At 45.4% G+C, this 23096-nt stretch carries 27 protein-coding genes; 8 read left to right on the top strand and 19 right to left on the bottom strand.

Going from position 1 to position 23096, the window contains the following annotated elements:
• Nucleotides 1-90: 90 nt before the first annotated feature.
• The gene (locus tag GVY42_RS00900; RefSeq protein WP_074037395.1) at nt 91-822 is read left to right on the top strand and encodes a hypothetical protein; all 732 of its coding nucleotides are present in this window, start codon (nt 91-93) and stop codon (nt 820-822) included.
• 272 nt (nt 823-1094) lie between these two features.
• Complete coding sequence (locus GVY42_RS00895; protein WP_074037396.1) at nt 1095-1382, top strand: hypothetical protein; 288 nt, start codon at nt 1095-1097, stop codon at nt 1380-1382.
• 48 nt (nt 1383-1430) lie between these two features.
• On the opposite strand, the gene GVY42_RS00890 is transcribed toward GVY42_RS00895, so the two are convergent.
• From GVY42_RS00890 to GVY42_RS00860, 7 genes are all read right to left on the bottom strand, one after another.
• Nucleotides 1431-2693 carry a PTS ascorbate transporter subunit IIC gene (locus tag GVY42_RS00890; protein WP_074037398.1) on the bottom strand — a complete coding sequence of 421 codons (1263 nt, stop codon included), beginning with the start codon at nt 2691-2693 and terminating at the stop codon, nt 1431-1433.
• Between the two features lie 32 nt (nt 2694-2725).
• Nucleotides 2726-2992, bottom strand: a complete 267-nt coding sequence (locus tag GVY42_RS00885; RefSeq protein ID WP_074037399.1) for a PTS sugar transporter subunit IIB — start codon at nt 2990-2992, stop codon at nt 2726-2728.
• The gene (locus tag GVY42_RS00880; protein ID WP_159562026.1) at nt 2992-5013 is read right to left on the bottom strand and encodes a PTS sugar transporter subunit IIA; all 2022 of its coding nucleotides are present in this window, start codon (nt 5011-5013) and stop codon (nt 2992-2994) included. The genes GVY42_RS00885 and GVY42_RS00880 overlap by 1 nt, the downstream gene beginning before the upstream one ends.
• Before the next feature lie 158 nt (nt 5014-5171).
• Complete coding sequence (locus GVY42_RS00875) at nt 5172-5363, bottom strand: hypothetical protein (protein WP_074037402.1); 192 nt, start codon at nt 5361-5363, stop codon at nt 5172-5174.
• Nucleotides 5356-5892, bottom strand: a complete 537-nt coding sequence (locus GVY42_RS00870; protein ID WP_159562025.1) for a hypothetical protein — start codon at nt 5890-5892, stop codon at nt 5356-5358. The genes GVY42_RS00875 and GVY42_RS00870 overlap by 8 nt, the downstream gene beginning before the upstream one ends.
• On the bottom strand, nt 5889-6476 hold the full coding sequence (locus tag GVY42_RS00865; RefSeq protein WP_074037404.1) for a phosphatase PAP2 family protein: 588 nt from the start codon (nt 6474-6476) through the stop codon (nt 5889-5891). Before GVY42_RS00865 ends, GVY42_RS00870 begins: the two co-directional genes overlap by 4 nt.
• Nucleotides 6476-7021: a phosphatidylglycerophosphatase A gene (locus GVY42_RS00860; protein WP_015881233.1), complete on the bottom strand. Its 546-nt coding sequence runs from the start codon at nt 7019-7021 to the stop codon at nt 6476-6478. The genes GVY42_RS00865 and GVY42_RS00860 overlap by 1 nt, the downstream gene beginning before the upstream one ends.
• Before the next feature lie 175 nt (nt 7022-7196).
• Between GVY42_RS00860 and GVY42_RS00855 the strand changes: the two genes are divergently transcribed.
• The gene (locus GVY42_RS00855) at nt 7197-7706 is read left to right on the top strand and encodes a YjcG family protein (RefSeq protein ID WP_159562024.1); all 510 of its coding nucleotides are present in this window, start codon (nt 7197-7199) and stop codon (nt 7704-7706) included.
• Between the two features lie 2 nt (nt 7707-7708).
• Here the strand turns inward: GVY42_RS00855 and GVY42_RS00850 are convergent, their stop codons facing one another.
• Both GVY42_RS00850 and fabI read right to left on the bottom strand, forming a co-directional pair.
• Nucleotides 7709-7897 carry a hypothetical protein gene (locus GVY42_RS00850; RefSeq protein WP_015881231.1) on the bottom strand — a complete coding sequence of 63 codons (189 nt, stop codon included), beginning with the start codon at nt 7895-7897 and terminating at the stop codon, nt 7709-7711.
• A gap of 83 nt (nt 7898-7980) precedes the next feature.
• Complete coding sequence (gene fabI, locus GVY42_RS00845) at nt 7981-8754, bottom strand: enoyl-ACP reductase FabI (protein ID WP_159562023.1); 774 nt, start codon at nt 8752-8754, stop codon at nt 7981-7983.
• Nucleotides 8755-8903: 149 nt separating this feature from the next.
• Between fabI and GVY42_RS00840 the strand changes: the two genes are divergently transcribed.
• Nucleotides 8904-10070 (top strand): FtsW/RodA/SpoVE family cell cycle protein, encoded by a 1167-nt coding sequence (locus GVY42_RS00840; RefSeq protein WP_031421494.1) that lies wholly within the window; start codon nt 8904-8906, stop codon nt 10068-10070.
• 35 nt (nt 10071-10105) lie between these two features.
• Here GVY42_RS00840 and GVY42_RS00835 read toward each other — a convergent pair whose 3' ends face one another.
• Genes GVY42_RS00835 through GVY42_RS00825 form a run of 3 tightly spaced genes read right to left on the bottom strand, consistent with a single transcriptional unit; the run spans nt 10106 to nt 12427 of the window.
• Nucleotides 10106-10969, bottom strand: a complete 864-nt coding sequence (locus tag GVY42_RS00835; protein ID WP_159562022.1) for an RluA family pseudouridine synthase — start codon at nt 10967-10969, stop codon at nt 10106-10108.
• A 3-nt stretch (nt 10970-10972) separates the two neighbouring features.
• Nucleotides 10973-11770 carry an NAD kinase gene (locus GVY42_RS00830; protein WP_047795471.1) on the bottom strand — a complete coding sequence of 266 codons (798 nt, stop codon included), beginning with the start codon at nt 11768-11770 and terminating at the stop codon, nt 10973-10975.
• 12 nt (nt 11771-11782) lie between these two features.
• Complete coding sequence (locus GVY42_RS00825) at nt 11783-12427, bottom strand: GTP pyrophosphokinase family protein (protein WP_015881226.1); 645 nt, start codon at nt 12425-12427, stop codon at nt 11783-11785.
• Between the two features lie 109 nt (nt 12428-12536).
• Here GVY42_RS00825 and GVY42_RS00820 point away from each other — a divergent pair, with 109 nt between their 5' ends.
• Both GVY42_RS00820 and GVY42_RS00815 read left to right on the top strand, forming a co-directional pair.
• Nucleotides 12537-13118, top strand: coding sequence for a CYTH domain-containing protein (locus tag GVY42_RS00820; protein ID WP_074037412.1), 582 nt, complete (start codon nt 12537-12539; stop codon nt 13116-13118).
• Between the two features lie 86 nt (nt 13119-13204).
• Nucleotides 13205-13978: a DsbA family protein gene (locus GVY42_RS00815; RefSeq protein ID WP_074037413.1), complete on the top strand. Its 774-nt coding sequence runs from the start codon at nt 13205-13207 to the stop codon at nt 13976-13978.
• A gap of 204 nt (nt 13979-14182) precedes the next feature.
• Here GVY42_RS00815 and pepF read toward each other — a convergent pair whose 3' ends face one another.
• Genes pepF through cls form a run of 3 tightly spaced genes read right to left on the bottom strand, consistent with a single transcriptional unit; the run spans nt 14183 to nt 18587 of the window.
• Nucleotides 14183-15985: an oligoendopeptidase F gene (gene pepF, locus GVY42_RS00810; protein WP_074037415.1), complete on the bottom strand. Its 1803-nt coding sequence runs from the start codon at nt 15983-15985 to the stop codon at nt 14183-14185.
• A gap of 22 nt (nt 15986-16007) precedes the next feature.
• Entirely contained in the window at nt 16008-17063 is a 1056-nt protein-coding gene (locus GVY42_RS00805; protein ID WP_159562021.1) for a competence protein CoiA, read from the bottom strand.
• Nucleotides 17064-17075: 12 nt separating this feature from the next.
• Nucleotides 17076-18587 (bottom strand): cardiolipin synthase, encoded by a 1512-nt coding sequence (cls, locus tag GVY42_RS00800; protein WP_015881221.1) that lies wholly within the window; start codon nt 18585-18587, stop codon nt 17076-17078.
• A gap of 83 nt (nt 18588-18670) precedes the next feature.
• Between cls and GVY42_RS00795 the strand changes: the two genes are divergently transcribed.
• Nucleotides 18671-19396 (top strand): SDR family NAD(P)-dependent oxidoreductase, encoded by a 726-nt coding sequence (locus tag GVY42_RS00795; protein ID WP_159562020.1) that lies wholly within the window; start codon nt 18671-18673, stop codon nt 19394-19396.
• A gap of 38 nt (nt 19397-19434) precedes the next feature.
• On the opposite strand, the gene GVY42_RS00790 is transcribed toward GVY42_RS00795, so the two are convergent.
• The 4 genes from GVY42_RS00790 to GVY42_RS16450 form a co-directional block, all read right to left on the bottom strand.
• Nucleotides 19435-20667 (bottom strand): DUF2254 domain-containing protein, encoded by a 1233-nt coding sequence (locus GVY42_RS00790; RefSeq protein ID WP_159562019.1) that lies wholly within the window; start codon nt 20665-20667, stop codon nt 19435-19437.
• A 63-nt stretch (nt 20668-20730) separates the two neighbouring features.
• Nucleotides 20731-21387 carry an adaptor protein MecA gene (gene mecA, locus GVY42_RS00785; RefSeq protein ID WP_015881218.1) on the bottom strand — a complete coding sequence of 219 codons (657 nt, stop codon included), beginning with the start codon at nt 21385-21387 and terminating at the stop codon, nt 20731-20733.
• A 171-nt stretch (nt 21388-21558) separates the two neighbouring features.
• Nucleotides 21559-21957: a transcriptional regulator SpxA gene (spxA, locus tag GVY42_RS00780; protein WP_015881217.1), complete on the bottom strand. Its 399-nt coding sequence runs from the start codon at nt 21955-21957 to the stop codon at nt 21559-21561.
• 177 nt (nt 21958-22134) lie between these two features.
• Nucleotides 22135-22272 (bottom strand): hypothetical protein, encoded by a 138-nt coding sequence (locus tag GVY42_RS16450; RefSeq protein ID WP_015881216.1) that lies wholly within the window; start codon nt 22270-22272, stop codon nt 22135-22137.
• A gap of 222 nt (nt 22273-22494) precedes the next feature.
• Between GVY42_RS16450 and GVY42_RS00775 the strand changes: the two genes are divergently transcribed.
• Nucleotides 22495-23028 (top strand): HD domain-containing protein, encoded by a 534-nt coding sequence (locus tag GVY42_RS00775; RefSeq protein WP_201302236.1) that lies wholly within the window; start codon nt 22495-22497, stop codon nt 23026-23028.
• Nucleotides 23029-23096: the final 68 nt, after the last annotated feature.

The raw sequence follows: 23096 nt of genomic DNA, 5'->3' as shown, positions 1-23096 counted from the left end.
GAACTCAACCCTCTGGTACCGTCTTAAGATGGCGGAAAGCATGTGTTTTTGCTACTATAATCGTAGTATGTCAAACTGAGGGGATACCATATGTCAAAACAACTCTTTTATTTGAAGCAAGACCGGGACGTCCAACGCTTCACACTCCATGGTGTGACGTTGGCGGATGTAACAGAAGCGCTTTCCGTGACGAGACCGATGATTATTTGTCGAACGGATATCAAAGGGATGAGACAATCCTCGAGGTCGCGTTTTCGTTATATTGAAGCGCATGAACTATCTTCGTTCTCGTCTAAGTATTTGAATAACCAAACAACATTCACAGCGATCGATTTTCCGGACTACAACACGCTCGAAACTCTGTCCGATCATGAAATTGCAGAAATCTTGTTTTTAAGTCATATGGAACGCGGAATCAAGAAGCCGTTCTTGGATTCGCTCGATAATGAGATTGTATTCTTCAATGAAGCAAACGATCGACATAGCAGTCTTTATATTCGCGATTGGTCGACAATCAATCGTTTCGTTCAAAACATGTTGCAAAGTAAACTTGATCGTGATATTCGTAACATCAGTTTTGTTCCGATTCCACTTCCTGTCATTGATGAATTACTCGAGTTGGCACCTCAAGGTCTGATCATCGATTTCGATCATACGAAACGCAGTTTGTTCAATCGCCAAATCGTCATCTCATTCTATGTAGCGGGTCGCTATGAAGACATGTCCGTTCTTGAAGAGGACTTCGATGCGAAGAAAGAATCCATCGCCTTAAAAGGACAGTTGTTGTATCGCCGTCGTACATGGCAGATTGAGCGATTATAAGGTCATACATGTAACCAATAGATGCGAACCTCTGAAAACGGGGTTCTTTTTTGTTATTTTCAGACCGATTGTTTCAACCTTATTCCTATGCTAGACAGGGTTGAACGCTATTCTTAAAAATTGATAACAAATTGTCTTAATTTTTTGTTAAATTAACACTTTTCTTTTTCGAACGAGGCGTTATACTAGGAATAACCTTCTGGAGGAATGGAAGGCAATATAGAGAAAGCGAGGTGAAAATCTATTCATCACGCGATGGATAGATACACGAAATGGAACAACTGAAAGTACAAGGAGTCTCATCGTTCACCAAGTTTGCGACGAATGGAAAAATGCTGAAACTTAAAGATGCTCACGCAGGGGAACAGCGCATTTCACTACAGGATGCGACGGATATTCAAGTCTCTCTGCTCGACGAAGACCATTCGCGCTTCACTATATTTGGTCACGCTCACCCTTTGGTGGAGCTGATCCTTCCTCACAATTCTTGTGAAGTCCTCTATGCTTGGTTACTACACAAGATGAAACGACAAAAAATCAAACTCGCTTCGAACGCGTAAAAAAATGAGGTCTTGTCTCCATATGGGAGAAAGACCTCATTTTTCACATTATGAGAACAATGAAACGAGCCAACTGACTAGAATGCCCACAATAGCAAAGTCAGAGTCTCCAAACGTCGTACTTTCAAAACCTAAGTTCCCTAATAGCGGAAGTAACAAAGCCGGTAAGAAACTAATCAGAATTCCGTTAGCAATCGATCCAAGAATCGCTCCTCGACGTCCACCCGTAGCGTTCCCGAATACTCCCGCTGTCGCTCCTGTAAAGAAGTGAGGTACGAGACCCGGGACGATGACCGCCAAACCAAACAACGGTAATAGAAACATCGAAAATAATCCAGCGGCAAAACTTGCAAGAAATCCAATAATGACAGCGTTTGGTGCAAATGGGAAAACTGTCGGACAATCGAGCGCAGGTTTTGCGTTCGGAACCATCTTATCAGCAATCCCTTTAAAGGCAGGTACGATTTCGGCAATCAACATGCGAACCCCCGCAAGTACGATATACACGCCCGCTGCAAAAGTAATGGCTTGGATGATAGAGAAGACGATATAGTTCGACCCATCTGATAATTCTGTTTCAATGAACGCAGGACCGGCAAAGATTGCGACGACCACGAAGAGTAAGGTCATCGTCAACGAAACTGCTACCGACGTATCACGTAAAAAACCAAGTTGTTTCGGTACTTGAATCTGCTCGGTTGAATGCTCTTTGTTTCCCGCATATTTTCCGATTGTCCCTGAAACAAAGTATCCGAGTGACCCGAAATGTCCAACTGCAAAATCGTCAGAGCCAGTAATTTGACGTACAAAAGGTTGAAGGAGTGCCGGGAATAAGACCATACAGAGTCCTAGCAATACCGATCCGACGATGATCAATAACGTACCATCGAGTCCTGATACGGATAAAATTGCTGCTAGTAAGCTTGCCATAAATAACGTATGGTGACCTGTCAAGAAGATGTATTTAAATGGCGTGATACGTGCGAGCACGATATTCATAACCATACCGAACACCATGATCATTGCCGTTTCGACACCAAACGCATCTTGCGCAACCGCAACGATCGCTTCGTTGTTCGGAATGACCCCTCGGATACTGAACGCTTCGTCGAACATCTGTCCGAATATGTCGAGTGCCGCTATGATGACGCCGGCACCCGCCCCGATAATCACAAACCCCATGATTGTCTTCAATGTACCAGAGACGATTGAAGCAATATCTTTCTTCTGTAGAACGAGCCCAATCAAAGCGAACAGTCCAACCAGTATGGCAGGTGTCCCCAATATATCTCGCATAATCAAATCAAGCATGAGCGTTCCCCCCTAATAAAATTTCATCTATCTTAAACTTTTCCATCTAGTTTTGATTTAATTTCTTCAATATTCATCACGTTCTCGAGTGCGACGATTTCTTTTGAACCATCATCTAACGTTCCGATGATATCCTGAGCTCCGAGATAAATATCTGCTGGTTCAGTTCGTGCCGTCGCCAGGTCTGTATGAGAGACATCCGCCTCTTTCCCCATTTGTTCGAGTGCTTTTTTTACGTTCAATTCCATGATAAAGCTCGAGCCTAATCCATTACCGCATACCACTAAAATCTTTTTCATTATTCTTCCTCCTCTGAATAGCGATTGAGTACCTCAACAATATCGTCTACTGTGTCTGCTTCTAAAAGAAGTGACACGTCCTGTTCATTTCCTAATAGCTCGGTCAACTGTGCAAGGGCTTTTAAATGAGTCGTTTGATCGATTGCCGCTAGGACAAAGAAAGCACGAACCGGTTTCTCTCCAGGAAAGAATACAGGTTTTGTTAACTTCAGCACACTCATCCCAAGGTGATTTACACCATCTTCCGGCCTCGCATGAGGGATTGCAATTTGTGGCATGAGCACGATATACGGACCATGTTCTATGACGTTCTCAATCATCGTCTCAACATAACGAGATTCGATTGTTCCATTATCAACAAGTGGTTTGGCCGCGAGACGAATGGACTCCTGCCAATCCGATACTTGATCGTCAAGTTGGATTTCTTTTTTTGTTACGAGTTGATTTAGCACGGGTTGTCCCCCTTTCCATTCATCTTTCATCGGTTCATCTTGTAGCAGATGTTTCAATTCTTTTCTTAGTTGCGCTTCTTGATGGATTGTTGCATATTTCTTCACCACTTCGAGAATATCTGCGACTTCCATTCGGGCGACGCTCCCATTTGCGATGAAGCGCTGTTGGATTTGGCGCTTTAAGGCAAGCTGTTCTAGCCTTGTCGGTAGTGTCGGAACAAGCGTCACGTGTGCTTGTTGTTGAACCGCTAGCGGCAATCGCACCGTCGTAAAAATCAAATCGACAAGCGGTGCAAACTCCAAGACATCCCGTTGCGAAATTGGTGGCAGAAACACAAAGTCAGGAAATTGATTTTTCAAAATGTGATCGAGCATATGCGAAACGCTAATCCCGCTTGGACATACGACAATCGCTTTCATTTTTTCATCTAGATGTTGCCCCTGTTGATGAAGATGGGCCGCAAAATGAAGAGTGAAATACATGACTTCTGAACTTGGAATTTTCGTCTGAATTTGGTCTCGAATCGGGTCGAGAGAGCGGTCGACAATTACATTTAGTACACGGTGCTCCTTCATCACATATCGTTCCAATTCATCTGACGGCATAATTTCGGTATGGACACGATTGAGCGTCGCTTTCGCATGGAGGACTAGTTTTTCACATAACGCTTCGCGTTCGATTACACGTGTACAACTCAAACCTTCAAAGCGCTCAATCACCTCAATCATGATAGACGCAAGATTTTGCTGTACCAGCTCATCCATTTCTTCCGACACTTTTGAACCACCTTGAATTAACATCATCAATGTCTCCCACAGCTGTGGAACATCTTCAAAATTGTCTCGGATTGATGCATCGACTTTTTCTGTCAACCAGGAATCGTCATCTTGAACATATGCGTCAGGTGATAACCTAGACCCAATCATCAGAAAATATGCTAATTTTTCACGATGGCTTTCGACAAACTGAAACTGATTCAAGTTTTCAAAATGTTCAATCTGTCCGATCCGTTCCATAAACTCAACTTGCCAAGAATCGAAACATAAATCGAGTAATTGAGCGAACGTTGACTTCTCAAGCAATTGTTCAATTGTTCGGTACACGTATAATGCGACCGTTTGGAGATGACCGTTGAACCGATATCCTTCTTTCCTCGTATAAGAAAAATCAATCCCGAATTGGGCCGCCTGCTTTTTAACGGTGTTCAAACTTTCTTGGACCGTATACTTGGAAACATCTAATAGGTGCTGAAAATGAAAACTGGATAGAAATTCGACTTGGGTCATCGCGAATAGCGTGATGACAAGCTCTCGTTCTTCTTCTGACCAGACTAATTCGGCGCACTCGACTTGCTCGATTAGCGCCTCTGTCACGGTCAATTCTATTTTTGTTCCGTCCATCTTCAAATTCGATAGTCCGTTTCCGACGAGCCATTCTTGTATACGTTCCAATTCATATTCGACTGTCCGTCGAGAATATGGAAGCATCATCGTCAAGGTGTCTAGTGTCATTTGCTTTTCATGCAAGATGACATTTAAGATTCGTTTACTTTTTTCATTCAGTTGCATAGTAGAGGCCTCCTACACCTGTAGTATAAAACGAAATCAATCACAAAATGTAAGCGGTTACGACTGACTTTTGGGAACTTCGCCCACAAACTTCTGTCTCTTCATGAATGCATAAAAAAAGAGACGAGTGAATCTTTATATTCATTCGTCTCTTGCCATTATGAATTCGCAGTGACCGGGTTTCTGCGATAAATCGTCACGCCACCATGCTTGGCCTCTCCTACTACTTGAAAGAGCCAGCCTTTCTCAATCAAAATGGTTCGAACGGATAAAAAATCTTCGCGTGGCACGTTCACTTCATCCACTTGTTCGTCCAATAATTGTTGAAATGTCATTTCCCAATCAGTCATGTTGATTCTCCTTACGTAAGTCTTCATCATGCATCCATTTAAATAGACGACGTCCTGATTCTAAGCGGTCCGCCTTATCCAACAATGCTGTCGGGACGATCCGCGTCGCCTCAATCGACTCATCTCCGGCAAAAACGACTGATTCATTCGTCATCTGTTCAATATACTGAAGCGCGAACAATAAAATCGATTTTTCTGTTTCCAATCCGCTTTCCCGTATCACAACATCAAATGACTCATCTCGTTTATTGTCCACTAGTAACGTCCGCCCCCCGTCGAGTAGAGCCAACGACGGCACAGCATCGACATGAAAAACTTCATATGAACGATAGGTGTGCTCATCACACAGTAAAAGGGGAACAAAACGACGTCGACCCGTCCATTTCTTTAACTGGAACAAAATTTTCATCGAGGTGAACCATGTCGCCCCTTCTCTATCTTTTTCCACTAATATCGTGGGAACTGATGCCTCATCAGCTTCTTTCTTTTGAACGAATAACCATTTTGCTACATCTACCACAACGATCAAACCGTTCTCCTCCTTATGATCCATTCAGACAATGCAATCATCGTCAACGCAACGAGCCAACCGCCAAGCACATCACTAAAGTAATGAACGTTTAAGATGACTCGGCTGAGCGAGACCGCAAGGACGAGGCACAAGAGAATGAAGATGACGACTCTCGACTGTTTCTTTCGATACAGTACATAAGCTGTCAATCCATATAGTGCAAGCGATCCTGAGGCATGTCCGCTCGGAAAACTGTATGTCGTTGCATCGAGGGATGCATCAATGAGCGGTCGGTCGATTCCGTAGACGAGCTTCAGCACTTGAGTAAACAGAAGTGTCCCGATTCCGACGAGCGCTAGGCGCCACGCTTCGATACGGTCCCCACGCCAATACCAGAACAACAATCCTAATATGGAGAGTCCCACAATGACTTGTGCACTCCCGAGCTCTGTCACGTAGGCAAACACTCGATCCGGTAGCGGCTGTAACCATTCATATACGAATGTGTTCATCGGATCGACCGCCCCTAAAACGACAAACACCGACACGATCACATATGCGACCGTCCCGGTGATGACCACCATCTGCGGTGTCCACTTCATCAATACAACCCTTTTCTTTCACGCATCTCTTCTTCTCCGAAATCGACCATATCTCGTAACCGGTGCGCCAATCGTCCTGAAGCGTTGGCAGCGATGGCACCGACGAGATCGTCCATGAACGTATGCACTTGCCCATCATCCATCTTCGTGTCGAGTTGTTTGATGATACCGATTTTTGCCTTGTCTAAGTATCCGAAAGTCGTAACGGCAATCGAACCATATGTGTTGACGGCACCGATTGCAATCGTCTCGTCCACTCCAAATAAACCTTCGTCTGAGGCGATAATCGACAGAAGCGGTTCGGATAATTGCCCTTTTTCAGCCAACATATCGAGCTCTGATCCCACGAGAATCGCATGTTGTAGTTCACGTTTATCAAGAACCGCCTCGACAGAATCCATACAATCTTTTAGAGAAAGATGTGGCGAATAAGGTGCCTGCATCTGGTATACGATTTCAGCAATCGATTCAATCGTGACCCCGCGTTCGAGCAAACGAGCACGAGCCGCTTCTCGGACGTCACGTGAGTGTGGTACGTGTTTCATAATAGGCGCAGGATCGAAATCCCGCTTCACATCCCTTCGTTCAGAGAGTCATCGTCTCTCTATATGATATAACCATTATACTGAAAAATTGAAAAAAGACGAACCCTGCTTTGACTTCCCACATTAAATCGGTCATCATTAACATGTAGGTTAAACGATTAAAGGGGGAAGAGGAATGAAGATTGGGGTAGTCTTATTTCCGTCTAAACAAGTGCAAGATTTTGCGAACTCTTATCGAAAACGCTATGACACAAAATATGCGTTGATTTCACCTCACGTGACCATTAAAGAGCGGACAGAGGTGTCAGAAGAAGACTTGCCGAAAGTACTCGAGTACTTGCAACAAGTTGCGGATTCGACTAAACCGATTCAGTTGAAAGTCGATGGCGTCCGGTCTTTCGCACCGACGAACAATGTCTTGTATTTAAAAGTGTTACCGACACGTGATTTGTCGACTCTTCAGCAACAACTGCATGAAGGTGTGCTCAACCAAGCACCGAAATATGAATTCTTGCCGCACATCACGATTGGTCAAGATTTGACCGATGCCGAGCTGTTCGACGTCCTCGAACGTATGCGTATGGAGCAGGTTCATTTCGAAGAGACGATCACTCGGATGGCCGTCATGTATGAACTCGAAAATGAAACATGGAACGTCTATGAGACGTTCCGTTTCCGAGGCTAACCTTATATGCTCCGGTCGACATAGCGACCGGGGTTTTTTTCTTGCTCTTCTTCAAGCCATTCTTCACGTCGAGGTCGGATTCGTTGGACACGTTTGATTCGTGTCACCGGTTCGATGCTTGCTCGACCTGATGGCTGGACTTGTCGGTTGACGTATTGTACGACAGTAAAATCAATCTGATAGGGACCCATGATCTGACCTCCTTCATAGGTCCTTACCCGATTTATTCACGAGGTAATACAAAAATGGCGCATCACTGCGCCATTCCCCAAACTTATAAAATATGGTATCCGCTATCTACGTGAATGACTTCGCCGGTCACGCCACTTCCCATCCCCGAGAGGAGGAAGAGACCTGTCGAAGCTACTTCTTCCGCCGAAACGTTTCGACGCAATGGCGCCTTCTGTTCAAGCTCAGAAAGGATACTGTTGAAATCACCAACCCCTTTGGCTGACAATGTACGAATCGGCCCCGCCGAGATAGCATTGACACGCACACCATGTGGACCGTATTCGTTCGCCAAATACTTGACGCTCGAATCAAGTGCCGCTTTGGCGACACCCATCAAGTTGTAGTTCGGAACGACACGCTCGCCGCCGAGGTAAGTGAGTGTGATCACCGAGGCGTCTTGTGCGAAGTAAGGCTTCGCCGCTTTCACAACTGCCGTCAAACTAAATGCTGAGATGTCTAATGCCTGCGCGAACTGACCACGTGTCATTTCTGAGAACTCACCGCGCAATGCTTCTTTGTCAGCAAATGCGATCGAATGCGCGATTCCTTGAATCTCGCCAGCTTGTTCGTGAATCGAACGGAATGTTGAATCAATCGCTTCGTCATTCGTCACATCACACTCAAGTAGAATCGCTTCTTGTTTCAACTCACTCGCGAGTGACTCGAGACCCGATTTGAATCGTTCTGCCGCATACGTTAACACGAGCTTCGCCCCTGCCTCATCAAGCGTTTTGGCAATCGCCCATGCAATCGAGCGCTTGTTGGCAATCCCCATGACGACGTACGTTTTATTCGTTAATGTTGGATAAATTGACATCATAAACTCCCCTTTTTAGTACCTGGTGATAATATCTGTTCTCAGATTACAGAAAGGTTTCTGTTTTGTCAACCGACTCGTTACGTATTGCGATTTTTTTAAGTTGCGGTAAGATAAAATACGTATAGAAAGGGTGATTCGACTCCATTATGAACCGTATACAATCATATTTTAAAAGTTTAGATACGACACTGTTGACCATCGTCTTCCTATTGATGATCATCAGTCTCGGTGCAATCTATACCGCTCAACCGATGTTGCCAACGCGACTTCAACATATCAACTTCGCTCTTGAACAAGGCATTCGTTATGTCATCGGCTTTTTTGCAATGTTCGCGATCATGACGATTGAATATGAGCAACTCCGGAAAATCCATTGGTACTTATACGCATTCGGTCTACTTCTGCTCGTCGGTCTGATTCCGTTACGTGACACGTCGCTCGTACCGAACATTAACGGGGCGTATGGTTGGTATAACGTGCCTGGATTCAGTTTCCAGCCAGCCGAATTCATGAAGCTCTTTTTATTGATTTCTATGTCGACCATCGTCTATGAGCACAATAAACGTTACGGATCGTCACAACTCGATACATGGCTCCTCGTGAAACTGGTACTAGTCGCCATCCCGCCGCTCGGGCTGATTGTGACACAACCAGACTTAGGGACCGGGCTCGTTCTGATGACGATGCTCGGCGCCATCATCATCGTCTCGGGAATCGGTTGGAAGTGGCTTCTTGGTCTCTTCAGCGCTGCGGCTTTGACCATCGGCACATTCATGTATCTGTTCTTTGCCCATTTCGAAGTCTTACAAGCATTCGTACCTGGACACGCCCTCAACCGCTTCCAGGCCTGGATTTATCCTTACGAATATTCAGATGATCTGGCATTCCAATTAATCAAATCGCTACAGGCAATCGGTTCTGGACAGATGTTCGGAGCAGGATACGGCCAGGGTCTCGTCTATTTACCGGAATCTCAAACGGACTTCATATTTGCTGTTATCGCAGAACACTATGGGTTCATTGGCGCAGCTCTCGTGATCATCGTCTTCTTCTTATTCCTCTATCGGATGATTCACATTGCGTTAGAGTCTAGTAGCGCGTTCGGAAGTTATATCGTCACCGGTGTCATCGCCATGTTCACGTTCCAAGTGTTCCAAAACATCGGTATGACAATCGGTGTCTTGCCGATCACTGGACTTACCCTCCCGTTCGTCAGTTACGGGGGAACAGGGATTATCATGAACATGATTGCCATCGGTCTCGTCATGAACGTGGCTTCTAAATCAAAAACCTATATGTTTGATGATGATTGACAAAATCCCTCAAGGTTTTACCTTGAGGGATTTCTTTATACAGTTCGAAAATCTTCCGGAATTGGCGCCTCAATCTGAATCTCATCCCCTGTCATCGGATGAATGAATCGCGCAGACGCGCTGTGAAGGGCGTGACGGGGCATACGAGTCGTCCCCCCATACATGGAGTCCCCAATGAGCGGATGACCGATATGGCGCAAATGCACGCGAATTTGATGGGTCCGTCCCGTCTCGAGTCGAATCGTCAATAACGAGCCGCTCTCAAATGGCTGACATGCGAGGATATGCGTGATGGCGCGTTGTCCCTCAGTTGTCACGACTCGCTCCATAATCGAATTCTCGGCACGCCCGATCGGTGCTTCAATCGTTTGTGGTGTCACTTCTTCTTCGACCAATGCCTTGTACGTACGCACCAATCCATTCGCTTTCTGAAGTTCACTAAATCGATGATGAATAAATCCATACTTTGCAAACAAGACGACACCGCTCGTGTCGCGATCGAGCCGATTGATCACGTGAATCGCAGATGACAGACCGATGCGTTGATAATAGCCGAGTACAGCGTTCGCAAGTGTATCGGTCGGATGTACTCGTGATGGAATCGTGGCAATCCCTGCCGGTTTATCGACCGCCAACAGCGTATCATCTTCATACAGAATTCGAATGGGCCGATCTGAGGCGACCATGTCGAGTGAGGGGGCTTCAAGCGGGAATCGCACCATCACTTCATCTCCTGGTTCGAGTTCATGTCTTACGGTGCGGTGCACGCCATTCACTTCGATATCCCCTTCATGCTTCACGAGCGTGAGCATCTTTCGAGAAATCCCCATATCTTGCATTAAAAAGTCGCGAAGTGGGACGGCTTTCTCCACAACGCGACGAATCGTAAACCCTTGCATTCGTTACTTTCCTTCCTCGATGAACGATTCGCGAACTCGGCGCCAGAATGGGAAGGGCCGGAAGCGAGCGAACGTCACTTTTTCTTTTGCGACCGCACATCGAATCGAGACGACATCCGACCAGGACAACGCTTCTTGATGGTCAAACGCCAATTCAAATTCGGTTTTCGTGTGCGGTTTGATTTTCACTTGATGGTGTTTTGGTAAGAGAAGCGGTGCACCGATCGTTCGATACACTAGGTTGTTGATTGAAGCCATCTCAGTCACTTGAATGGCTTCAATCGATGGGTGAACGATTGCTCCACCGAGTGCCTTATTGTAGGCGGTCGAACCCGATGGTGTCGAAATACATAATCCATCTCCACGGAACGTTTCAAAGTAGTCGTCTCGAATCGATAAATCACAGACGAGCGTTCGCTTGTAGTTCTTAATCGTGCAATCATTCATCGCCAGTCGACGATCAGTCTCCCCGTTCTCATAGTCAATGAGCACCTCAACGAGCGGATAGGAGACCGGCTCGAACGATTCGCTCGTGATCATCTCGGTCAGTTCATCCAACTCATCCGGTTGCCAATCGGCATAAAAGCCGAGATGCCCGGTATGAATCCCGACAAGTAGCGTTTCATCGAGTCGGTCGATGTATTTATGAAACGCCTGTAACATCGTCCCGTCCCCTCCGACCGATACTACGATTCGGGGCTGTTCCGATAATGTATGCCCGGCGGCTTGAAGTTTTTCAGTCAGTTCCTGGGCGATCTCCGCTGATCGCGTATCTCCCCTCGATACAATCGCAAACTGCATATCGGTTTCCCCCTAGTCTTCGTCCGTTTTCACGTTCATCTCTTTATCCCGAAACACTTGCTGGGCGTCCTGAATTTCAACGCGGAGTTGGCTCATCTCGGCATCGAGTAAAAAGGCCGCCTCGGCTGCACGTCTCAATCGTTCCTGCACTTCAAGAGGCATGTCACCATCATATTTATAATTCAATGAGTGCTCAATCGTGGCCCAGAAATTCATCGCAAGCGTGCGGATTTGCACTTCAACGAGCGTAGGGATTTCACCGTGAATCGTCTGAACCGGGTACTCGATGATGACATGATACGATCGATAGCCCGAGTCTTTCTGATGGGTAATGTAATTGCGTTCTTCCACTATTTTAAAATCTGTTCGACGATGTAGCAAATCCAAGACGTGAACGATATCATCGACAAATTGACACATGATTCGTAATCCCGCTATATCCTGCATATCCGTCGCCAATTCATGGTCAGCGATATTTTTTCGTTTCGCTTTCTCGAGAATGCTCCCGACCGGCTTCACTCGACCTGTGACAAATTCAATCGGAGAATGGTCATTTTGGGACTTGAATTGCTTACGAACGGCTTTCAATTTGACTTTCAACTCGTCTACCGCGATTTGATACGGTACTAAAAACTGATCCCAGTTCACTGATTGCATACGCTGTCACCACTTTCGTTCTTTTCCGGAAAAAACGCGTCCTTTCCGTATGTATCCGTTTGTATGGTATCATAAACGAACAATTGTTCATAGAATGGAGCGATGATTCATGACCCAAGAAGTGGAAATTGAATTTAAATCAATGTTGACGAAAGACGAGTATGAGACACTCCTACGTGCCTATCAGCTTGATGACCAAGTTCGTTGGCAGGCGAATGATTATTTCGACACCCCTTCTTTTCAGCTAAAAGCGAACGGGGCAGCACTTCGCATTCGCGAGAAGAAACATGGTCAAGTGCTGACGTTAAAGCAACCCAACGAGGTCGGCTTGCTTGAGACACACGCCACAATTACAGAAGATGAGGCTGAGGATTTGTTTAAGTATGGAATCATTCATGACGAGCAAATGAAGCAGGCATTGGCTCCGTTTCAGCTAAATGCACCGCTTGAGCATCTCGGTCGACTCGAGACGAACCGGGCAGAGCTCCAGACAGAAGACGGTCTCCTCGTTTTGGACGAAAGCCATTATTTGGAGACGACCGACTATGAAATAGAATTTGAAGTGACGAATGAAGAAGAGGGAAAACGTGCGTTCGAAGGACTTCTTGAAAAACATGGTCTCCCCTATCGTCCCGCTAAAAATAAAATCGTCCGATTCATGGAATTAAAAATAAGTCGGTTGGAAGGTTGAGCAGATACATTGCCAACCTTTTTTTTTCGTTGCTACAATGAGTTTACAAAGTTAAATGAGTTTTTTGACGAGAGGAGGCGACACAAATGGAACTTGAACAATGTAATGGGTCATCCTGTTCACTGGAAGAAACTCCTATTCAAGTAACGTATAAGCCATTGGAGTTATTCTATTTCATGGACATCTCAAGTCCTGAGAACTTTCATGTGATGACACTGATCAAAAAGTTAGAGATTGAATACGGACACGTGATTCGTTTTCGAATGGTCTCTACCGTTCCTAGCTGTGTTGGCGGATGTCAGGAAGAAGTTCGCCTTCTCACCATGATCAAAGCGCTAGAATTACAAGGGAAACGTCATGCGATGCGCTTCTTGCGTCATTTGCATGTGAATGATCTATTCTCTGGTGAACAACTTGGTTCAATCGATTTATGGGAAATCGCACGTTCTTTCGAAGAGTATGGTCTTGATTTAAGTGAACTCGAAGCCGATCTTCAATCGAACCAGCTCTTGAATGCACTAGCTGTCGACCATCAAGTGTTGAAAGATTGGGAGATTGAGTTATTGCCCGCACTCACATTCGTGACGCGCGATGAAGCATTGAAGATTGAAGGGGTTTATCCGTACGACGTCTATCAATCGGTCATGACTGAATTGTTAGGTTATGCACCGAGCCGTTCGACCGATTGGGATGTAGCCAAAGTGTTGGCACGCTATGATGCGTCGACCATAACAGAGCTTTCGTACATTCTAGACTTGGATAAGACGGTGATTGAACGCGAATTGAAGAAACTCTCCCTACAACAGCGTTGCCGTCCTGTGCCAGGATGTAGCGGTGAAGCGTGGGCTCAAACGAAATAAAAAAGAACCCCATGGCCGGGGAGCCATGGGGTTTTTGACGTCTCAAGCGGGGACAAGAGACATCGAACCTTGAGGCCCGGGGAAGGCCTACAAGATGGGAGAAAGTTTACGGTCAATAAAGGGGTTTGTGATTGATTTCACACTTATAATATACCTAGTGCAGAATCATCTGACAACCTCTTTGTGCATATTGTCACATATTGTTCACGAGAACAATAATGATTCCATTTCATCAAGAACCGCTTCGAACTGATCGAGCGCTTTTAATACCGGCTCCTTCGTCGTCATATCGACGCCAGCCGCCTTCAACACCTCGATCGGATAGTCACTAGAACCCGCCTTCAAGAAGTTATCGATATAACGACGCACGGCTGGCTCCCCTTCTTCCATGATCTGTTGTGACAGTGCAGCAGATGCCGAAATCCCTGTCGCATATTGATAGACGTAGTAGTTGTAATAGAAGTGCGGGATGCGCGCCCACTCATATGAAATCTCTTCATCGATGACAATCTCGTCTCCGAAGTAACGTTTGTTCAACTCGAGGTATGTTTCATTTAAGTACTCCGGAGTGAGCGATACGCCTTCTTGAGCAGCTTGATGAATCATGTGTTCGAATTCAGCGAACATCGTTTGACGGAACAATGTTCCACGGAACGTTTCAAGCTGATTGTTCAACAAGTAGAGACGTTCTTCTTTCGCTGTTCTCGTTTTCAACAAATGGTCATTCAACAAAGCTTCGTTCGTCGTCGATGCCACTTCTGCAACGAAGATCGAGTAATCGCCATACGGATATGGTTGCGATGCGCGCGTGTAATGACTATGCACCGAGTGTCCGAACTCGTGTGCAAGCGTGAACAAGTTGTTGACGTTATCTTGCCAGTTCATCAGGATGAACGGTTGCGTATCGTATGCTCCCGAGGAGTAAGCACCGCTACGCTTACCGCGTGTCTCTCGAACGTCGACCCAACGCGAATCGAGACCGTCTTTGACGATTTGGACGTACTCTTCTCCGAGTGGTGCCAAACCATCTACCATCCATTGTTTCGCTTCTTCATACGATACTTTCATTTCGACATCTTTGACGAGCGGTGTGTAGAGGTCATACATATGCAACTCATCTAAGCCGAGCGCTCGCTTACGCAACGCGACATAACGATGTAACAAGTCGAGTCGTTCGTTTACCGCTTCTACAAGCCCGTCGTATACAGACTCGGGAATCGCATTATGATGGAGCGCGGACTGTCTTGCACTTTCAAACTTACGGACAGTCGCATAAAAGTTATCTTTCTTCACACTTCCAGATAATGTTGAGGCGAACGTATTCAAATATTGCGCGTACGTCCCGTACATCGCTTTAAATGCCCCTTCGCGAACGCTTCGGTCAGCCGATTCAAGGAACGTGATATATCGACCGTGCGTCAACTCAACTTCTTCCCCTTTTTCATTTTTCACTTTCGGGAATTTTAAATCTGCGTTGTTGAGCATACCGAACGTCGAGCTCGATTGACCGAGCACATCTCCGGCTTGTGCCAAAATCGATTCTTCCGCCTCCGTCAACACGTGTGGACGCTCTAGTGCCAACTCATCGAATGCATGACGATAAACGCGAAGTGACTCATTCTGCTCCATGAAGGCTTCAATCTGATTCTCATCAATCGAGAGCAACTCAGGTGTCATAAACGCGAGTTGTGCTGAAACTTGAGACGCAAGTGAGCCGGCACGATCATTCAATGCTTGATAATGGCTATTCGCCGTGTCTTCGTCATAGCGCATATGAGCATACGTATATAGCTTATGTAACTGACGTGAGAGATCGTCTCGAAGTTGCAACGCTTCGTGCAACGTTTCCGCCGACTCCCCAAGGCGTCCTTTAAATCCAATCAATGCCGGCACTTTCTCTTTTAACGCTTGAAAATCCGATTCCCAAGCCTCGTCATTGCTGTAGATGGTTTCTAAGTTCCATGTTTCTTCCACTGGAACTTGCTGTCTAGTCAATACCTCTGACATACGTCCACTTCCTTTTCGATGATTAAGTCGATTGTAAGATCAATCGCTGAAGTCCTTGAAACAAACGTGTATCGTGATGTCTGGCCTCCTCGTAATGCTTTGGATGCGGCCATGACCTGACATCACAGGATAGACGACTCGCATTCAAGAGTTGTTTCCATTGTACATGAAATGACTGGAAAAAGTCGCTTGTCGGTGTCACTCCAAATTGGCGACACGTTTTTTGAATACTCCATTCCACGGAATCGCGCGGTGCCTCGTATCGATTCAAATAATGCACGGTCTGAAAATCAATCGGATGTACACGGATTCCCCAAAGCGATGAAAGCGGAAGGTAACAGGCGGTCGGTAATAATCCGGGTAACAGACCAAGTGGATAGAGCCGATTCAATATGAGCCGTCGATTTAGCGGAGACGGATAAATCGGCGACATGCGTTTACGACGAATCATCTCTATCCATTCAAAAGCATCGAACCGATAATAAGCTTCGTACGGTGACGTGTTCACTGAAGATGAGATTTCCCAGTTTCCGATTCCATACTTGATCGAAATCGGAAATCCATTGAAGCGTAACAATCTCCCATTTTTCACCGTCAATAACCGATGTCGCTGAAAAAGTTCTAGACGCATCCATGGTTGAAACGATTGATTGCTTCTCAAATCGAGACCGCTCGCAATCCAAATCACATCAAGCCCCGCTCGTCGATAATCATTCGTTCGTTCGGCGTATTCTTCAGGTCGTAAAGGAGATGCCTGAATTTCGAACACGGTGTGCTGCCCGTCCATGTTCGTGATGATGTCAGCCCGACGATTCTTAATCGTCACTTCTTGCTCGACAGGATAGCCATTCTCTTGAAGCCACTGGCATATTGCCCATTTATCCTGATGATGCATGACCGATTCAGCTCTCCCACAGGTGTGGATATGCGCAAAATGCAGCCGTTTCTTCACACCTTGCTTCACAATCAATATTTCCTGACAAGTCGGGCATCGAAAAGGAGCACGTTGCTCTGCTTGCATCCGATTTAATGTAAAGGAATCAACGATATCCCCTTCCCGATCGATTGCAAACCGCATCTTGCTCCCTCCTCATAGCAGTGGTGAAAACATTCTGGCTAATGATTCAACGAGTTTGATAAAGAATGACCGTTTCGCGAACTCTTCTAATACGAGTTCGTGTGACCCTTCGAAATCATCATATAAGTCTTGTTTCAGTTGATGGACTGAGTTCGTGTTATAGAGGAGCGCATTGACCTCGAAGTTCAAATGAAAGCTCCGAAAATCCATGTTCGCCGTCCCAATCGTGGCTAATCCATCATCCACCACGATGACTTTTGAATGCATGAATCCCTTCTCATATAGATAGATCTTTACCCCGGCGAGTAACAGTTCTTCATAATAGGACCGACTCGCGTAGAACACGATTTTATGGTCGGGATAACTCGGTAAGACGATGCGGACATCAATTCCTGATAATGATGCCGTCTTTAAGGCACTCATAATGTCTTCATCCGGAATCAAGTAAGGTGACGAAATGTAGACAGATTTTTTCGCAGCATTGATGAGTGAAAAGTAAATAGATTTCATCGTCTCATAAGGTTCATCCGGTCCACTCGCAACGATTTGAACCCCTCCGCTCGCACTTCTTACCGTCTCAAGCGGCTCTAGATAGAACGGTGTGAATAGGCGTTCCCCGGTCATGTAATACCAATCTTGCAAGAAAATCAGTTGCAGTTCAGATACCCCTTCTCCTCTTACATACAGATGAGTGTCGCGCCAAAATCCGAACTTAGAGTGCTCACCCAAGTACTCATCCCCTACATTCAAGCCCCCTGTGAATGCCTCGGTACCATCGATGACCACGATTTTTCGATGGTTTCGATAGTTCGTCTTACTCGAAACGAGTGGCAATACAACTGGAAAGAATGCCTGGACTTGGACACCAGCTTGCTTCATCTCTTCAAAGAACGTGCCACTCGTATGAATGGACCCGACCGCATCGTACAAAAACCGGACTTCGACCCCCGCCTTCGCCTTTTCAATCAAGATTCGCTGTATTTCCCGAGAAATACGATCTTCCCGAAAAATATAATACTCTAGATGGATGTGTCGGGACGCTCCTTTCAGAGCCGGCAATAACTTCGAGAATTTTTCACGGCCGTTCGTCAAGATTTGGGTATACGTATTCGATGAAACAGGTAATTGGTTCAACGAAGAAGTAAGATGCATCAGCTTCTCATAATCGTCGTGGGCGAACATAAGAGACGGCGACAACGTCATCGCTTTCTGACGATAGGCCAAGTATGTCTCTTCATCAAGCATCGCTTTTTCTTTGAACATACGTTTACGTCGATAGTTCTGGCCGAATACAAAGTATGCAAATAATCCGATGACTGGAAAACCAATCATGACGATTGCCCAAATGAGCGTACGTTGTGGATTTCGATTTTCAAGTAAGATGACGAGTAATATACTGAACGTTGTCAAAAAGACGAGAATCGAGAACAATCCAATTACTTGTGAGCTCCAGTAATACGATAATATCGCAATGAGTCCTGCGAGCAAAATGAGGGAAAAGAGTACTTGTATGCGTCGCAACATATTATAAGCTGACCTCGTTTCTGTCATGTATTATCATTAATTATACATCGTAACGTCATCTTTTTGAGGGGAGCGAATGAATTATGGGGACTTTTCTGATCACAGGTGCGACAAGCGGGATTGGTCGCGCCGTCGCTTTACAGTTGACTGCTAAGGGGCACCGAGTCATCGGGATCGGTCGGAATGAAACAAGAGGCGCCTCTCTCGAGTCTGATTCAAATGGACAAGCCACATTCATTCGATGTGACCTTGCTTCGACAGAGGACATCGACCATCTTTTCACTCAGTTGAAAGAGCAAGGTGTGACCTTGAACGGATTATTTAATAACGCCGCTACTTTTGGTAGACCGGGCACACCTGAACGTTTGACACATGAGTCGTATAACGAGGTATTCGATGTCAACTTGTATGCGCTGAACACCGTCACACAACGTGCCATTCCCCTATTTGACCAAGGAGCGAGTGTCGTCAACAATGCCGCCATCGTTGGGCACGTCAAGTTTCCACCGATGCTCGCCCACTATGCCGCTTCAAAGGCGGCCGTAATAGCCTTAACTAAAACGTTCGCACACCGAATGAAAGGAAAAGTAAGATTCAATGCCGTTTGTTTTGGACCGATTGACACACCGCTCAGTCACAAGCTATATGGGGGTGAAGCAAAGTTCAAAGAGGCAATGACCCACCATTTCCGGGGACATGCCGCACATCCTGAGGAAGTGGCGCCGGTCGTAGAATTTTTATTGACTGATGCTTCAACTTACATTAACGGCCAAGCCATCACAGTCGATGGAGGATATACATTGTCTTGAACAGAGACCACCTCTTCTTTAGAACAGGTGGTCTCTACTCATGTCGTCATCTTTTTAGCCCGATTCATCTTATTGCGCAAATAGTTCTGTTCTTTCGCATGAAGACGATCCCAATCAATCACATCCGCAAAATATTGAATCATGTCCTCAAATGTCGAATCGAGTGTTTCATGTGCTTGGAGGCGCGCCATTCGAATCGCCTCGAACACGGACCCCATCACAAAGATATCTCGGCTCGCATAAGTCTGCATCGGCGATAGCGATTCAAATAGTATCGTCTCAAGCGTTTTTCGTTTCACATGCCAGTCAGACTTCCCGTTCGAATACAAAAAATCACCATCTGGTAATTCACAAAGTTCTCTTAAAATATCCCCGATGTAATGAATCGCATGAATTGCCGTGTTCGGATCATTGATTCCTGGAGAGATTCCTCTTAGCGCAATCTCACTCAATTTTTCAACCGCAAATGACGGGTCTTGCATCGAAGAACGAACTTCGCCAATCTCAAACAACTCGATGTCCGGCACATCATCACCCTTCCAGAATCCGAGTAAATCACCTTTAGCAACGAAATCCCCGACGGCTACGACGGACTCAAAGTCCGTTTCTTGATCTCCTTGCTTCTCTCTTAAAAACAATCGGATGTACCCTGTTCGCGGAGCTCGTACCACTTGACCTTCGAATGAATGGACGGATCGAGGCAGGACGAGATGAACCTCATCCGACTCAATCGCATCTTTTTGCTCGCTGATGACAGAGAGCGCTTCTTTATGTAACGCGGACAATAGACGTTCCGCCTGAATCGAAACACTGATCGTCTGGATGAACTTGACGAATGCCCAAATCGAACCAATAACTAAGAGCACACTGATCCCGGACGACAATACGACGCCTTCATCTGCCGTACGGACGAGGAATAAGTTCGAAATCCCATAAACCGTCGTCATGATGAAAAGACCGAGCGTATGCTTGGCCGACGAGTTCGTCAAAAAGTTATTGATCGTCCGGGGAGAGAACTGAGAAGAATATGTTGTCAATACGACCAGAATCGTGGAAAAACTGAACGTCATCATCGTCATCAGGCTCGTAAATGTCGAAGACAACACGGATGCCGCTGAGTCCAGATCTAAATAAATAAAGTCTGGTAATAAATCACGAAAAAAATCCCCAAACACTTGGGTTAATGCCGTTAATACGATGCCACCCATTCCGTATAAAAACGGGACAAACCATGCGCTGTCATCAAGTAGTAATCGAATTCGTCTCACCATACCAACACCTCTTTACCGTCGATTTGAAAAAATCGCCTGTCCAACTGAACAGGCGATGTACCATTAAAAATAGTGACGCACTTTCGCAAAGACGTCGCCATCGAGAATGAGTTTCCCATACTCTTCAAGCATTGGTTGCGTCTGTGTACTGAATGTTAAATACTCTGCTAAAAGACTGAGTGCATTCTCTTCGTCTTCCGGTTCCATTTCATCCGGGAAATCAATCCACAAGTAGTAACGGTCTTGATAGTGGTATAGTTTCAAATCAAGATCGCTGAACATGTCTCCTGTACGTTTACTCAGCGAAATGATTGCCTCGAAATCATTTGTTTCCATCGCGAGTGGTGCCCAAGCATCTGCCTCGGCTTCAAGTTCATCCAACTCACTCAATTGGTCGAGTACCGATTGTTGATCCCGTGCCTCATCGATTGCTGATCGAAGGAGCGAACCGAGTTCAGAATCGTCTTCTGTGTCCATTACATTTTTTGCGATTGTCACAGTCACTTCTAGACCTTTTTCAAAAGCTTGTACTTGAATCCATAGTGGACCATCAAACGAAATGTCTTCACGTTCGTGAGCCTCGTCCATCATTTGCCAGAACAGCTGCTCGCCACGTTCTCGGTTGTACCAAATTTCATCACGTGCAAAACCACGTTTCTCGATATCCACGTATGTGATGAAAAATTTGACGGTATTATCATTGATGCGCTCAATTTTCACGATTGTCCACTCCCTTCTCACCTCGCTCCCAATTCACATAAGGAGGAGAGGGGAAATTGTCTTGTTATCTTTGTACCCTTTTTAACATCGTTCAATCTAGATGAAGGGTTATAACTTTATTTTATAGGAAATAATCGATAATAAAAAGCACACTGCTTAAACAGTATGCTCTCATTCATTCACAAGTCGCTGGGCTTCCTGTAATTGGAACGTCCGAACTTTACGTGGCAAGAATCGACGAATCTCATCTTCGTTATATCCGACCTGTAAACGTTTCTCATCAATCAAAATCGGACGACGTAAAAGACCTGGATATTCTTGAATCAAATCGTAAAGCTGTTGAAGAGATAACGCATCAACAGACACATCGATTTTAGAAAAGACTTTCGAGCGAGTCGAAATGATTTCATCCGTCCCGTCTTCTGTCATACGTAAAATTTGTTTAATCTCATTCAATGAGAGCGGTTCTGAAAATATGTTTCGTTCTGTAAACGGGATATCATGTTCTTCGAGCCAAGCCCGTGCCTTTCGGCAAGATGTACAGCTTGGAGACGTATAAAGTGTGACCATTTTTCTTCCTCCCTGATCGAGTATGCGTCCATCTTTTTAAGTGACTCTATTTGTATACCCAAATTCGCATCCACTTAATTATAGTAATTCTTATTTATCAAAACTTCAATGATATTCTTTATCAATCAGATATGAAAAGAGGGCGCATTCGTTGAATGCGACCTTGAACGACCTAACTTAAGACGCAGGGATTCGAGAAACCGGTTGAGACACCGTCTCTTTCCCTGGCTTGACTTGTAAGTCTTTCAACTTTTTCTTCAATACTTCTTTCAAAAGTCTCTTTTTCTCTCGCAGAACTTTGTCACGTTCTTTCATGGCCTCTCACCCCCATACAGCGTAAGGAACCGCCCGAGCATTACCGATTCTGAAAATCTTGAAGTTGCACTATATCTACATTTAAATTATAGCACACTCGTTTGTGAAATGTGAATCATTCTTACACGTTCATCTCAAATTTACACGGATATCATTTGCAATGATTTGAATAAACCTGTATAGTTTATAGAAATAACCTTTTTATTTTTAAGGAGGAGAGCGATGATGAGAATCACTTTAGAAACGATTATGAAACATCCGGTTACCCAAAAATATTTAACTCGATCTGGCTTAAAACATGCGGTCGACGTCTGTGAACGCGCTCTCGAAATGGCAACGAAACGTGGTCTTGATACAGATTTGGCGACGAAAGCTGCACTTCTTCATGATATCGGACACTATGAATGGTATACAGAAGGTAAATGGAATTATGATTTGTATCGTCAGAACGATATCCATGCGATCAAAGGGGCCGAACGTGCCCACAAATTATTGATTCGTTTAGGGGAAGATCCAGCCCGGGCAAAAGAAATTTCTGTCATGATTCTCTTGCACACGGATTCCTACCTTCCACCAAGTCGTATCCAACGGACCCCTCTGCAACAACTCGTCCATGACGCGGACACGTATGTGGAGCAGCCAGGCGGTCTTCATCATTACGAGACAATGGAAATTGAAGATGCGTTAGCTCGCGTCCGTCAAATCGACGCCATCGTGGAACATCTTTCTAATTTACCACGCATCTCGAACGGATAATCAGTCACCTACTTTAATAGGTGATTTTTTTGTGCAAAAAAAATCCCGACTCAATAAATGAGTCAGGA

The organism is Exiguobacterium sp. 8A, assembly GCF_902506275.1.
In the GTDB taxonomy this organism is placed as follows: Bacteria; Bacillota; Bacilli; order Exiguobacteriales; family Exiguobacteriaceae; genus Exiguobacterium; species Exiguobacterium profundum.
The sequence above is the reverse complement of the archived record's forward strand: the minus strand, read 5'-3'. Positions and strand labels throughout refer to the sequence as shown.